This window comes from Streptomyces sp. NBC_00075 (assembly GCF_045041225.1).
GTDB lineage: Bacteria > Actinomycetota > Actinomycetes > Streptomycetales > Streptomycetaceae > Streptomyces > Streptomyces adonidis.
Genome location: NZ_CP108243.1, coordinates 4605651 through 4619235, shown reverse-complemented (window position 1 = coordinate 4619235; position 13585 = coordinate 4605651). Strand labels below are relative to the sequence as shown.

The 13585-nt window shown below is 71.2% G+C and carries 11 protein-coding genes; 8 read left to right on the top strand and 3 right to left on the bottom strand.

The window, feature by feature from the left end; genetic code table 11:
* Positions 1–14 precede the first annotated feature (14 nt).
* The gene (locus OG787_RS19945; RefSeq protein WP_405535914.1) at positions 15–1802 is read left to right on the top strand and encodes a BACON domain-containing protein; all 1788 of its coding nucleotides are present in this window, start codon (positions 15–17) and stop codon (positions 1800–1802) included.
* A 25-nt stretch (positions 1803–1827) separates the two neighbouring features.
* On the opposite strand, the gene OG787_RS19940 is transcribed toward OG787_RS19945, so the two are convergent.
* The gene (locus OG787_RS19940; RefSeq protein WP_369034049.1) at positions 1828–2676 is read right to left on the bottom strand and encodes a hypothetical protein; all 849 of its coding nucleotides are present in this window, start codon (positions 2674–2676) and stop codon (positions 1828–1830) included.
* Between the two features lie 83 nt (positions 2677–2759).
* On the opposite strand from OG787_RS19940, the gene OG787_RS19935 reads away from it, so the two are divergent.
* The 4 genes from OG787_RS19935 (at position 2760) to ilvD (ending at position 7450) form a co-directional block, all read left to right on the top strand.
* On the top strand, positions 2760–3704 hold the full coding sequence (locus tag OG787_RS19935; protein WP_369034048.1) for a Ppx/GppA family phosphatase: 945 nt from the start codon (positions 2760–2762) through the stop codon (positions 3702–3704).
* A 289-nt stretch (positions 3705–3993) separates the two neighbouring features.
* Positions 3994–4818 carry a sugar phosphate isomerase/epimerase family protein gene (locus OG787_RS19930; RefSeq protein WP_369034047.1) on the top strand — a complete coding sequence of 275 codons (825 nt, stop codon included), beginning with the start codon at positions 3994–3996 and terminating at the stop codon, positions 4816–4818.
* Positions 4815–5432 carry a TetR family transcriptional regulator gene (locus OG787_RS19925; RefSeq protein ID WP_369034046.1) on the top strand — a complete coding sequence of 206 codons (618 nt, stop codon included), beginning with the start codon at positions 4815–4817 and terminating at the stop codon, positions 5430–5432. The genes OG787_RS19930 and OG787_RS19925 overlap by 4 nt, the downstream gene beginning before the upstream one ends.
* Before the next feature lie 164 nt (positions 5433–5596).
* Complete coding sequence (gene ilvD, locus OG787_RS19920) at positions 5597–7450, top strand: dihydroxy-acid dehydratase (protein ID WP_369034045.1); 1854 nt, start codon at positions 5597–5599, stop codon at positions 7448–7450.
* Between the two features lie 94 nt (positions 7451–7544).
* Here the strand turns inward: ilvD and OG787_RS19915 are convergent, their stop codons facing one another.
* Positions 7545–9719: a PQQ-binding-like beta-propeller repeat protein gene (locus OG787_RS19915; protein WP_369034044.1), complete on the bottom strand. Its 2175-nt coding sequence runs from the start codon at positions 9717–9719 to the stop codon at positions 7545–7547.
* A 184-nt stretch (positions 9720–9903) separates the two neighbouring features.
* On the opposite strand from OG787_RS19915, the gene OG787_RS19910 reads away from it, so the two are divergent.
* The 3 genes from OG787_RS19910 (at position 9904) to OG787_RS19900 (ending at position 12037) form a co-directional block, all read left to right on the top strand.
* Complete coding sequence (locus tag OG787_RS19910) at positions 9904–10257, top strand: SH3 domain-containing protein (RefSeq protein WP_405535913.1); 354 nt, start codon at positions 9904–9906, stop codon at positions 10255–10257.
* A gap of 67 nt (positions 10258–10324) precedes the next feature.
* On the top strand, positions 10325–10813 hold the full coding sequence (locus OG787_RS19905) for an EamA/RhaT family transporter (protein WP_405535912.1): 489 nt from the start codon (positions 10325–10327) through the stop codon (positions 10811–10813).
* A gap of 420 nt (positions 10814–11233) precedes the next feature.
* Entirely contained in the window at positions 11234–12037 is an 804-nt protein-coding gene (locus tag OG787_RS19900; protein WP_405535911.1) for a class I SAM-dependent methyltransferase, read from the top strand.
* Here the strand turns inward: OG787_RS19900 and OG787_RS19895 are convergent.
* Entirely contained in the window at positions 12026–13525 is a 1500-nt protein-coding gene (locus OG787_RS19895; RefSeq protein WP_405535910.1) for a SulP family inorganic anion transporter, read from the bottom strand. The two genes, OG787_RS19900 and OG787_RS19895, sit on opposite strands and share 12 nt — an antisense overlap.
* Between the last annotated feature and the right edge of the window lie 60 nt (positions 13526–13585).

The following is a 13585-nucleotide window of genomic DNA, read 5'->3' as shown; positions in this document are numbered from 1 at the left end:
CTACGGTCGCACGGGTGATGAGCAGCAGTCCGGAAACCCCGACCCGCAGCACCGGCGCACACCGGGCGCACCGTGAGGCGCGCGACCGGGCGGCGGGGCGCACGCTGGTCCAGCGCCCGCCCGCGCGCTACGAGCCGTATCTGGACGGCCTGTTCACCTACTGCCTGTCCGTCCTGTGCGACCACGACACGGCCACCGCCGCCCTCGGGGACGTCCTCGCGCTCGCCGAGCGCCGCAGCCCGCGCGACCCTGAGTCCTCCGGCGACCGCAGGGCCTGGCTGTACGCCCTGGCCCGTTGGGCCTGTCTGCGCAAGCTGGCCGAGGCCAAGCAGAAACGTCAGAGCACGCACGCGGCAGGGCGGCGCGGCAAGCGGCAGGCGTCCGCCCCCGCCCCCCAGGAGGCCTCCTCCCCGGTACCCGTCTCCGAGGAGGCCCAGGAGGAGCACCGCCGTGAACTGGCCCAGCTCGCCTGGCCGGAGGCCGCCGGCACCACCCCCGAGCAGCGCGAGGCGCTCGAACTGGCCGTACGCCACAAGCTCGCCGCCCACGAGGTCGCCGCCGTCCTGGGCATGGACGCCACCGCCGCCCGCGAACTGCTGGCCTCCGCCGCCTGCGAGGTCGAACGCACCCGCGCGGCCCTCGCCGTCGTCGAGACCGGCGCCTGTCCGAGCGTCGCCCGCCTCACCGGCGATCACCAGCTGGTGCTCAGCAGCGCACTGCGCCGCGAACTGGTCCGGCATGTCGACGACTGTCCGCGGTGTCGCCGTACCGCCGAGCGGGCCGTCCCCGGCCACTGGCCCGGGGCCACCGTCACGCCCGCCGAACTGCCCGTCCTGGAGGCGCCCCGCGCGGCCCTGCACGTAGCCATGGCACACCTCCCGCGCGCGCGGGGCGCCGCCGCTCCGCGCTTCGACCGGCGTGGCTTCCCGATGGACCCCAAGGACCGCGCCGCCCGAAGGGACCGTCTCCGCGCGCGTGCCGTCACGACCACCGTCGTCGCCACCGTGGTCGCCGCCCCCGTGCTCGCCCTCTGGGCGGCCTACCGCGGGGCCCCGATGACCGCCGAGGGCGCCCCGGGGGACCGGGCGGCCACCGCGAGCGAGGCACAGCGCCCCGACATCCTCGACGGCGAGGCCGCGGGCGGCGGCTACGAGAACGCCGGGAACGCGGGCAACGCGGGCACCGGCCCCGACGCCGGCCTCCTCAGGAAGGACGCAGGCTCACCGGACGTCTCCGTGGAGGTCGTCAGCGCCGTCCCCGGCGCGAAGGAGAGCCCGGGCCTGCTCACCGTGGAGGCCACCAGCGACGGCGACACGACGCTCATCACCCTCACCGCGTCCGGGCACACACCCGTGCGCTGGACGGCGTCCACCGGGGCGTCCTGGCTGTATCCGAGCCGCTCGACGGGAACGCTGCGGCCGGGCGAGTCGTTCACGATCAAGGTGTACGTCGACCCTCTGCGCGAACCGGCCGGTCACTGGAGCGCGCGGGTGTCGATCGCACCCGCGTCCGCCGTCGTCTCCATCGAGGGGTACGGCACCGCGCCCACACCCCCGGACCCGACCCCGCTGAACCCACCGGCACCCGCACCGGGCCCGCCCCGCCCGAGCGCCCCGCCCCCGAACCCGCACCCGACGACCTCGGCGCCCGCCACCCCGCCCCCCAGCGACCCGCCACCGTCCTCGCCGGACCCCGAGCCCACCCCGACCCCCACGGCCTCGGTGACCTCGACCCCGGCAGACCCCGGGGGCTCGTCACCGCCACCGAGCGGCAGCGAGACCCCGAGCCCCGCGATGTCCTAGCCGGTCACACAACCTGTCTGCCGTGTCAGCGGACGGGATCGGCGGGATGCGGAGCCAGCAGCGGCAACTGCGACGCCAGCCGCTCCTCGCACAGCTCGACCAGCCGGTCGTACCCCGCCTTGCCCATCAGCTCGACCAGCTCCGGCCGGTACGACACGTACACCGGGTCGCCCGCGCCGTGCGCCGAGGTCGCCGACGTGCACCACCAGTGCAGGTCGTGGCCGCCCGGACCCCAGCCGCGCCGGTCGTACTCACCGATCGACACCTGGAGCACGCGCGTGTCGTCGGGCCGGTCGATCCAGTCGTACGTCCGCCGCACCGGAAGCTGCCAGCAGACGTCCGGCTTGGTCTCCAGCGGCTCGCGGCCCTCCTTCAGGGCCAGGATGTGCAGCGAGCAGCCCGCGCCGCCCGCGAACCCCGGCCGGTTCTGGAAGATGCAGGACCCCTGGTAGGGCCGGGTCTGCCGCGAGCCCTCCTCGTCCTCCGAGGTCCAGCCGGACTTGGTGCCGACATCGTGCAGCTGCCAGATGTCGGGCGTGAGCCGCGCCACATGTCCGGCGACCCGCTTCTCGTCGTCCTCGTCGGAGAAGTGGGCACCCAGCGTGCAGCAGCCGTCGTCCGCGCGGCCGGCCTGGATGCCCTGGCAGCCGCTTCCGAAGATGCAGTTCCAGCGGGAGGTCAGCCAGGTCAGGTCACAGCGGAAGACCTGCTCGTCGTCCGCAGGATCGGGGAACTCCACCCACGCGCGCGCGAAGTCGAGCCCCTTCTCGTCGCCCGTCGTGGCCGACTTCGAAGATTTTGTGGACTTCGGGGACTTCGCGGAGGGGGCTGACGTTGCCGACTTGTCGGCCTTTGCCTTTTTCGTCTTTGGCACGCGTCCAGGGTAAGTGGCCCGGGACCCCTTCCGGCACCGCTCCGGGGGCGGATGCGGTCTCGGCTGGCAGTAGCGTTTCGTCCATGAGACTCGGTGTCCTCGACGTGGGATCGAACACGGTGCATCTGCTGGTGGTGGACGCACACCCTGGCGCGCGCCCGCTGCCCGCGCATTCGCACAAGGTCGAGCTGCGGCTCGCCCAACTCCTCGACGAGGCCGGGGCCATCGGCCCCGAAGGGGTCGACAAACTCATCGGCGTGATCCAGGACGCACTCCAGGCCGCCGAGGACAAGGGCGTCGAGGACCTGCTGCCGTTCGCCACCTCGGCCGTGCGCGAGGCCAGCAACGCCGACGACGTCCTCGCGCGCGTGCAGGCCGAGACGGGCGTCGAGCTACAGGTCCTGACCGGCGCCGAGGAGGCCCGCCTCACCTTCCTCGCGGCCCGCCGCTGGTTCGGCTGGTCGGCGGGCAAGCTCCTCGTCCTCGACATCGGCGGCGGCTCCCTGGAGATCGCCTACGGCATCGACGAGGAGCCCGACACCGCCGTCTCCCTCCCGCTCGGCGCCGGCCGCCTGACCGCGGGCTGGCTCCCCGGCGACCCGCCCGACCCCGACGACATCAGGTCCCTGCGCCGCCATGTACGCGCCCAGATCGCCCGTACGGTCGGCGAGTTCAGCCGCTTCGGCGCCCCCGACCACGTCGTCGCCACGTCGAAGACCTTCAAGCAGCTGGCCCGCCTGGCCGGCGCGGCCCGCTCCACGGAGGGCCTCTACGTCCAGCGCGAACTGAAGAGCGAGTCCCTGGGCGCCCTGGTCCCACAGCTCGCCTCCATGACGACAGCGGAACGGGCGGCCCTCCCCGGAGTCTCGGAGGGCCGGGCCAACCAGCTGGTCGCGGGCGCCCTGGTGGCAGAGGCGGCGATGGACCTCTTCGCCGTAAAGACCCTGGAGGTCTGCCCCTGGGCCCTCCGAGAGGGCGTGATCCTCCGCAGACTGGACCACATGGGCACCCACCTGGGCACGGAGTAACGGTCCTTCGCACGAGGGGGGGCGAGTGTCCCTGGGCATGCAGGGGCACTTAGTGATCGGCGCGACCTCCGACGCACCTGGGGGCGCGGGGCTGTGTCATCGTGCGGCTCCGCCGCGTGGGCGCGACAAGCTCCGGTACCTCTTGAGCGACCTGGGCGGTCCCCACCCAGCGGCGCGGGGAACTGCGCGACAAGCCCCACCGGCCCGCACCCGCGACAACCACCGAACCCCAACATCGATCAGGCGCCCCCAACCCACCCCCGCATACACACCCCGTACGCTGTCCCCCGTGGCAGAACCAGTCGTACGCATCCCGGATGCGAAGGTCGCCCTGTCCACGGCCTCCGTGTACCCGGAGTCGACGGCGACGGCCTTCGAGATCGCCGCGCGACTCGGATACGACGGCGTCGAGGTCATGGTCTGGACGGACCCGGTCAGCCAGGACATCGAAGCCCTGCGCAGACTGAGCGACTACCACCAGATCCCCATCCTGGCCATCCACGCCCCCTGCCTCCTCATCACCCAGCGCGTCTGGTCCACGGACCCCTGGACCAAACTCCAGCGCGCCCAGGCGGCAGCCGAGAAACTCGGCGCGACGACCGTCGTCGTACACCCCCCCTTCCGCTGGCAGCGCCAGTACGCCCGCGACTTCGTCACCGGCATCTGGCGCATGGCCGACGAGACGGACGTCCGCTTCGCCGTCGAGAACATGTACCCCTGGCGCTACCGCGACCGCGAGATGCTGGCGTACGCCCCCGACTGGGACGTCACGAAGGACGACTACCGCCACTTCACGATCGACCTCAGCCACACCGCGACCGCCCGCAGCGACGCCATGGAGATGGTCGACCTCATGTCCGACCGCCTCGGCCACGTCCACCTCGCCGACGGCAACGGCTCCAACAAGGACGAGCACCTCGTCCCGGGCCGCGGTACGCAACCCTGCGCCGAGCTGCTCGAACGGCTCGCGCACACTGGTTTCGACGGCCATGTCGTGATCGAGGTCAACACCCGCCGCGCGATGTCCGGCGTCGAGCGCGAGGCCGACCTCGCCGAGGCGCTCGCCTTCACCCGCCTCCACCTCGCCTCGGCCGTGAAGGTCCCGCGCCCATGACGAGCGCGGCCCCCCGCCGCGGCCGGGGACGACCCTCCCGTACGGACTCCGCGGACGCCCCCGCCGCCCGCGACCGCATCCTGACGGCGGCCCGCGAGGAGTTCTCCGAACGGGGGTACGAGAAGACGTCCGTACGAGGCATCGCGAAAGCGGCGGGCGTGGACTCGGCGCTCGTCCACCACTACTTCGGCACCAAGGAGCAGGTCTTCGAGGCGTCGATCGAGGTGGCCGTCGGCCCCCTCCTCAGTGCCCCCGGCTCGATCGCGGAGGGCCCCCTCGACGGCGTCGGCGAGCGCCTGGCCCGCTTCTTCTTCGGGGTCTGGGAGAACCCGGCCACCCGCAAGGCCCTCCTCGCGATCGTCCGCTCCGCCGTGAACAACGAGGCAGCGGCCGGCGTCTTCCGCCGCCTGATCTCCACCCAGCTCCTCCGCCGGGTGGCCGCCCAGCTGGACCTCCCGGACGCGGAACTCCGCGCCGAACTGGCAGCAGCCCAACTGGTGGGCATCGCGATGCTGCGCTACGTGATCAAGGTCGAGCCCCTGGCGTCGGCGAACCCGGAGCAGATCATCGAACGGGTGGCTCCCGCGATCCAGGCCCACCTGACAACACCCTGAGCTGGACGCGCCCCAAAGGGGCGCGGGGAACTGCGCGACCAGCCCCCACCGGGCCCGCAGCCGAAAACGAGACGTCCATCCCGAATTCCGGACACCGCGTCGGCAACCGGAACACCCGGCGTACGCTCGACGTGAGTCATAACTCTCCGAAGGAGCGAGCGACGATGCCCGAGCTCAGGTCCCGCACAGTCACCCACGGCCGCAACATGGCGGGCGCCCGCGCCCTTATGCGCGCCTCCGGTGTACCGGGCGCGGACATCGGCCGCAAGCCGATCATCGCGGTCGCCAACAGCTTCACCGAGTTCGTGCCGGGCCACACCCACCTCCAGCCGGTGGGCCGCATCGTCAGCGAGGCCATCAAGGCCGCCGGCGGCATCCCGCGCGAGTTCAACACGATCGCCGTGGACGACGGCATCGCGATGGGCCACGGCGGCATGCTGTACTCCCTCCCCTCCCGCGACCTCATCGCGGACTCGGTCGAGTACATGGTCGAAGCCCACTGCGCCGACGCCCTGATCTGCATCTCCAACTGCGACAAGATCACCCCGGGCATGCTGAACGCCGCCCTGCGGCTCAACATCCCCACGGTCTTCGTCTCCGGCGGCCCGATGGAGTCCGGCCGCGCGACCCTCGTCGACGGCACGGTCCGTACGCTCGACCTGGTCGACGCGATCTCCGACGCCGTGAACGAGAAGATCTCGGACGAGGACATTCTCCGTATCGAGGAGAACGCCTGTCCGACCTGCGGTTCCTGTTCCGGCATGTTCACGGCCAACTCGATGAACTGCCTCGCGGAGGCCATCGGACTCGCCCTCCCGGGCAACGGCTCGGTCCTGGCCACGCACACGGCCCGCAAGGCGCTGTACGAGAACGCGGGCCGCACGGTGATGGACATCACCCGCCGCTACTACGAGCAGGACGACGAGACGGTCCTGCCCCGCAACGTCGCCACCTTCGCGGCCTTCCAGAACGCCATGGCGCTCGACATCGCGATGGGCGGCTCGACCAACACGATCCTGCACCTGCTGGCCGCCGCCCAGGAGGCCGGAGTCGAGTTCGGCCTGGACGACATCAACGAGGTCTCGCGCCGGGTGCCGTGCCTGGCGAAGGTCGCGCCGAACGTCGCCAAGGACCGCACGTACTACATGGAGGACGTGCACCGGGCCGGCGGCATCCCCGCCCTCCTCGGTGAACTGCACCGCGCTGGCCTCCTCAACGAGGATGTGAACTCGGTTCACAGCTCGTCCCTCGCGGACTGGCTGAAGACCTGGGACGTGCGCGGCGGCTCCCCGTCGCCGGAGGCCCTGGAGCTGTGGCACGCGGCCCCCGGCTGCGTCCGCTCCGCCGAGGCCTTCTCCCAGTCCGAGCGCTGGGAGGCCCTGGACACGGACGCCGCCGGCGGCTGCATCCGCAGCGCGGAGCACGCGTACTCGAAGGACGGCGGCCTGGCCGTCCTCAAGGGCAACCTGGCCGTCGACGGCTGCGTCGTGAAGACGGCCGGCGTCGACGAGTCGATCTGGACCTTCGAGGGCCCCGCGGTCGTCTGCGAGTCGCAGGAAGAGGCCGTCGAGAAGATCCTCAACAAGCAGGTGACCGACGGCGACGTCGTCGTCATCCGCTACGAGGGCCCCAAGGGCGGCCCCGGCATGCAGGAGATGCTCTACCCGACCTCCTTCCTCAAGGGCCGCGGCCTCGGCAAGACCTGCGCCCTGATCACCGACGGCCGCTTCTCCGGCGGCACCTCGGGCCTCTCCATCGGCCACGCCTCCCCCGAGGCGGCCTCCGGCGGCACGATCGCCCTCGTCAAGAACGGCGACCGCATCCGCATCGACATCCCGAACCGCACGATCGAGCTGCTGGTCGAGGACGACGAACTGGCGGCCCGCCGCGAGGCCCTGAACGGCGTCTACGCCCCCGTCTCCCGCGAACGCAAGGTCTCCGCGGCCCTGCGCGCGTACGCGGCGATGGCGACTAGCGCCGACCGGGGCGCGGTCCGCGACGTGTCGAAGCTGGGCTGACGCCCACCGTGTCTGCGGGGAAGGGCCGCTCCTGAGGAGCGGCCCTTCTTCGTACGATTCTTGGCTTCTTGTACGTGTTTCCAGCCGCCGCCCGTCACCAGCCGGCCGGATCCCCCGCGTCCACCGCGAAGACGGAACCGTCGGGAGCGCTCGCGTACACACGCCCGTCGGCGACGACCGGGGCGGGCAGCGAGCCCGCGATCGTGTCCGAGGCCGCGCCGAGCCGGGGCGAGGTCTGCCCGACGAGCTTCCCGGTACGGGCGTTCACGGCGAGCAGCCGACCGTCGCCGGCCGTGAAGTACACGTACCGCCCGTCGACGGCCGGCGCCGAGCCGAGGCTCACGGACGTCTGTAGCGACCAGAGCTGCTTGCCCGCCTTCAGATCCACGGCGGTCAGCCCACCTCCCGCCGCCATCAGATAGACGACGTTGCCGCGCACGGCACCTTGGGCCCGTGCGAGCGGAACGGTCACGTCGACCCTGCGCGTGGCCCCGCTCTCCGGGTCGTAGGAGACGACGGCGACCGTGTCCCCGTACTCGCTGTCGAGGGAGGCGAAGAAGACGGAGGTGCCCTCGGAGGTGGTACCGATGGGCCACAGCTGCCCGTCCAGCCGCTTCTGCCAGCGCACATCACCCGTACCGGGGTCCAGCGCGGCGACCCGGGTGCTCGCCCCGCCGCCGGTGGGGCTCGTGGCGTACGCGAGCTGGTCACCGGCGAAGCCGAACAGCTGCGGCCCGCTCAGATCGGCGATCCGCCGGTTCCACTTGCTGTCGCCGGTCGCGCTGTCGACGCCGGTGACCTTCCCGTCGGCGCCGTTGAGCAGGGTCATCCCGCCGGCGTATCCGAGGCCGACACGGTCGGACGAGGTCTCCTGCCAGCGGACGTCGCCGGTGCGGGGGTCGAGCGCCTCCATCCGGGCGCCCTCGTTCTGCGGGGGGTGCACGAGCCCGCCCGACAGGGCGGGCGGGCGGCTGGCAAGGAGCGTGGAGTCGATCGGGTGCCGCCACAGGACGGTGCCGTCGGCGGGGTCGATCGCGGAGACCAGCTCCTTCTGCGCACAGAACAACTTCCCGCCGCCGTACGAGCAGAGGGGCATCCCGGCGTCGTCATCGGTGGCCGGACGCACCGCCCAGCCCCGGAAACCGGTCGCGCCGGCCGCCGTACCGCCACCGGAGGAATCCCCCTCGGGCTCGGCGACCGGATCACCGCCGAGCACCTGCACCGAGGCGAACACACCCCCGGCGACGAGAAGAAGCGCACCGGCGGCGAGCAGGACACGCTTGCGCAGCCGCCGCCGATCCGAACGCCGTTCGGGAGAGGGCGAGTCGGCGGAGGGGGAGGGAGGGGAGGCGGAAGCGGGGGAGGGGCCGGAACCGTCGGAACCGGAACCGGTGCTGGAGGCACTTCGCTGCTCGGGTATGAACGACTGCGTGTCATAAGAGGCGGCAACCGACCTGAGTGCCCGCATGAGTTCATCGGGAGTGGGCCGGTCCTCGGGCTCCTTGGCGAGGCAACGGAGAACCAGCGGGGCGAGGTTGGTCGGTACGCCGGTCAAGTCCGGCTCGTCGTGCACGACTTGGTAGGCGACGACGTACGGACTGTCCGAGTCGAACGGCCCGCGCCCGGTCGACGCGTGCACCATCACCGACCCCAGGGCGAAGATGTCGGCGGCGGGACCGACCTCCCGGGGCCGCCGGAACTGCTCCGGCGCCATGAACGGCGGCGTACCGATCAACTTGCCGGTCTCGGTGCGCAGTTCGCTGTCCTTCGGCCGAGAAATGCCGAAGTCGATGACCTTCGGACCGTCCTCGGCGAGCAGCACATTGCTCGGTTTCAGGTCCCGGTGGACGACTCCGACCCGGTGGATGTCCCGCAGCGCCTCGGCGAGCCCGGCCATCAATCGCCGCAACTGACCGGCACTCATGGACCCGTTCCGCTTCACCTCGTCGGCGAGGGTCGGCCCGGGGATGAACAGGGTGGCCATCCAAGGCCGTTCGGCATCCGGGTCGGCATCGACGACGGGCGCGGTGAAGGCACCGCTGACGCGCCGGGCGGCGGCGATCTCCTGCCGGAACCGCCCCCTGAACTCGGGATCCTTCGCGAACTCGCCATGTACGACCTTCACCGCGAGCTTCATCCCGGAGGTACTCCGGGCCAGATGCACCACGCCCATGCCGCCGGAACCCAGCCGTGACTCCAGACGGTACTGACCGGCGTACTCCGGAAGTTCCGCTTCCGCGCCGGGTCCGGAGTTCCGCTGTGGCGTCATGGACTCACCCCCGTGCTGTTGGGCCGCGCGCGCGACGGACGGAGCCTAGTCGATGAGGTTGACGGGACAGAGGCGGCTTGCTGACGCTGGTGTACGAGTTACGTACATGTGTTTCATGGCGTGTTTTAGGGGTATCAACGGGACCCCATGGCAGTCATGGGGGTCCAACGGGGGAGGTTTTTTCATGTCCACAGACCACATCGGGGAGAGAACGGCCGACGAGGCGAACGAGACGAACGGGACGGGCCGGACGGAGCTGAAGATCACGACCGCGGCGGCGGCAGCGGCCGTGCGCTACTACTCGGTCGCCCCCGGCTACCGCCTCAACGTCCGCAGCGGCCCCGGCACGAACTACAGCATCGTCCGCGTCCTGTCCGAGGGCGCCAAGGTCCCGATCTACTGCCAGCGCCCCGGTGAGTCGATCGCCGGTCCGTACGGTACGTCGAACATCTGGGACAACATCGACAACGGCCAGTACGTCTCGGACGCGTACGTCCTGACAGGCAGCGACGGCTACGTGGCACCGCACTGCTCCTGATCGCGTGATCCATCCGGGTACCGGCACCGGCATCGTGTGCCGGTACCCGGATGGCGATAATCGAGGGGTGAGCGACAAGAACGCCCGGGGCGGCGACACAGGCCCCAGCCCCGAGCCCATCCGTTTCTTCGGCACGACCTGGGTGGAGCACGACGAGGGCTACACGGCCCGCCGTGTGGGAGTGGCCGCCGGCTCACTGCTGGCCACGGTGGCATCGTGCCTGATCCTCCGCTTCGCGTACGAGGGTCTGCGAATAGGCCAGGTCGGAGACCTGGTGACCCTCCTGGTGGTGATCATGTTCGCCACATGCAGCGCGTTGGCGTTCGGCCACACCTGGGGCGCCTTCACCAAACGCCCGGACCCGACCCGCCAGGCCTCCCTCCGAGGCCTGCTGACGATCGGCTTCGTAGGCTCCCTGACGGCGTACTTCCTCCGCTCCCTGCGCGAGGCCCCCGGCGAGTCCCTGAACCGCCAGGAATACGAGACGGCCCGCGACCAGCACACCCGCAAAACCACCCGCCGAACAGGCAACCCAGCAAAGAGGCAAAGGCCCTGAGGGGGCCGGCCACATTTCTCTCGCCCCCGCCGCCCCTACCCGTCCCATCCTCGGGGGCGCTGCCCCCGAACCCCCGTATCGCGCTGAACGCGCTCGTCCTCAAACGCCGGACGGGCTGGGGGCGCCGGGGCGGGTGGGCAAAGTGCGGGTGGGAGGGAAGATCGGCCTGAACGGCCTCGTCCTCAAACGCCGGACGGGCTGGATGGTGCCGGCCGAGGGTGGAGGGTGGCCGTCGGGGCTTGATCTTTCAGCCCAGGCCCAGGTATTTCAGCCCGTCCGGCGTTTGAGGACAAGGGGGTCTGGGGCGCAGCCCCAGGGATGGGACGGGTAGGGGCGGCGGGGGCGAGAAACACCCCCACCCAAGCCCAACTCTTCTCCAAACCCCTACCCCCCACCAACACCCCCCGCCACCATGTCCACATGACGGCCTCCACCCAACCCCCCAGCCAGTCCCCCTCCCCCTCCCCCTCCCGCTCCCGAGCCACCTCCTTCAACACAGCCGCATCCCAGTACGCCCAGAACCGCCCCTCCTACCCACCCGCCCTGCTCGACGCAATAGAACACCTGGCCGCCCACCCCCTCACCGGCTCCCGCGTCGCAGACATCGGCGCCGGCACCGGCATCGCCACCGCCCTCCTCCACGCCCACGGCGCCCACGTGATCGCAGTCGAACCAGGCGACGGCATGGCGGCCCAGTTCCGCCGCACCCTCCCCGACGTCCCGATCGTCAGAGGCAACGGCAACGCCCTCCCCCTGGCCGACGCCTCCGTCGACTTCCTCACCTACGCCCAGTCCTGGCACTGGACCGACCCGGACCACGCGATCCCGGAGGCCCTCCGCGTCCTGCGCCCGGGCGGCGCACTCGCCCTGTGGTGGAACACGTACGCCCTGAACATCCCCTGGATCGCCGCCCAGGCGAACCGCATCCAGTACTTCTTCGGCATAGACACGGCCCTGGAGCAGCACAGCGCCCACCTCCGCGCCGCGGACCCCTCAGGCCGCCTGGACTTCGCCCGCCGTCAACTCCGCTGGAGCCGCCGCGTCACGATCGACACCCACCTGGCCAACCTCGGCAGCCACTCGCTCTTCCTGGTCCACGACAAGAAGGAAGCCGCGGACTTCCTGACCGAGGAACGCAACCTCCTGCTCAAGCTCTTCCCGTCCGAAACGCTCGAAGAGACCTACGACGTAGACCTGCTGGTAGCGAAAACCTCAACCACCTGACCCGCTCCCGGCACCACCACCGGCACCCGCACCCTGATCCATCCCCATCCCCATCCCCATCCCCCGCCCCCGCCCGGCAACCCACCCCTCCAAAGCCGCCGCACACGCATGATCCACATGCCGAAGCCCACCCAACTCCAGCCGAACCTCACGCCCCCGAGGCAACGCCTCCAACGCGTCCAGCAACTTCGGCAACCGCAAGAACGTCGCATGCCCGACGACCCGTACGACAACAACACCGTCACCACAGTCACCACCGTCGCCCTGCTCTCCCACCTCCACCTCCACATGCACATGACTGATATCCCAGGCGACCTTCCCCACGGCCAGCGCAAGCCCGACCACCACCCCGGCGATCAAGTTCCCCACGACAATGACCCCGGCCGTCACCACCAGCACCACCACCTCCCCCCGATGCCCCCGCCACAACACCCCCACCTCCCGCACAGGCACCAACCCGCACCCGGCACAGACAAGCAGCCCGGCCAACGCGGCCACGGGAATCACCCCGAGCACCCCGGGCAGGACCACCGCGAAGCCGAGCAGCCACACCCCATGCAGCACCCGTGACACCTTCGTACGCGCCCCGGCCTCGATATTCGCCGCACTCCGTACGATCACCGCGGTCATCGGCAACGCCCCGAGCACCCCGCACACCGCGTTCCCGACCCCCTGCGCCACCAACTCCCGGTCGTAGTCGGTCCGCGCCCCCTGATGAAGCCGATCGACGGCCGCCGCACCGAACAACGACTCCGCGGACGCGATCAGGGCGAAGGCGACGACCGTCCCGATCACCCCCACCTCCGCGAGCCGCCCGAGATCCGCCGCCTCCGGCACCCGTACAGCAGCCAGCAGCCCCCGCACCTCGACCCGCCGCACATCCAGGTCGAACCCCCAGGTCACCCCCGTCGCGAGCACCACCGCCACCAACGGCCCGGGCACCAGCCGCGTCCCCGACGCCCAACGCCGCCACAGCAGCAGTACGGCGATGGTGCCGCCCCCGACGGCCAACGCCACGGGATCCGCGTCCCCGGGCAGCGAGACCAGCCCGCCCACCTTCCCCAGCGCACTCGCGGGCGCGTTCACGTCACCGAGGGCATACACCTGCCCGGCGACCAGCGCGATCCCGATCCCGGCGAGCATCCCCTGGACGACGGCCACGGACACCGCCCGGAACCACCGCCCGAGCCGCAACGCCCCCAGCCCGACCTGCACGACCCCGGCCGCGAACACGACCACCCCGAGCACTTCGAGCCCGTACGCTCGCACAGCCTCGTACACCAGCACGGTCAGCCCCGCCGCCGGCCCGCTCACCTGAAGGCTGCTCCCGGGCAGCGCCCCCGCGACCAGCCCACCGACGATCCCGGTGACCAGCCCCAGCTCGGCGGGCACACCGGAGGCGACAGCGATGCCCACGCACAACGGCAGCGCGACGAGAAAGACGACGAGCGAAGCGAGCAGATCGGCCTTGCGCACACGAAGGCGCATGACGAATACACCTCCGACAGCGAACGGAAGCGGGACGGGGGAGCGGTACGGCGAATGAAT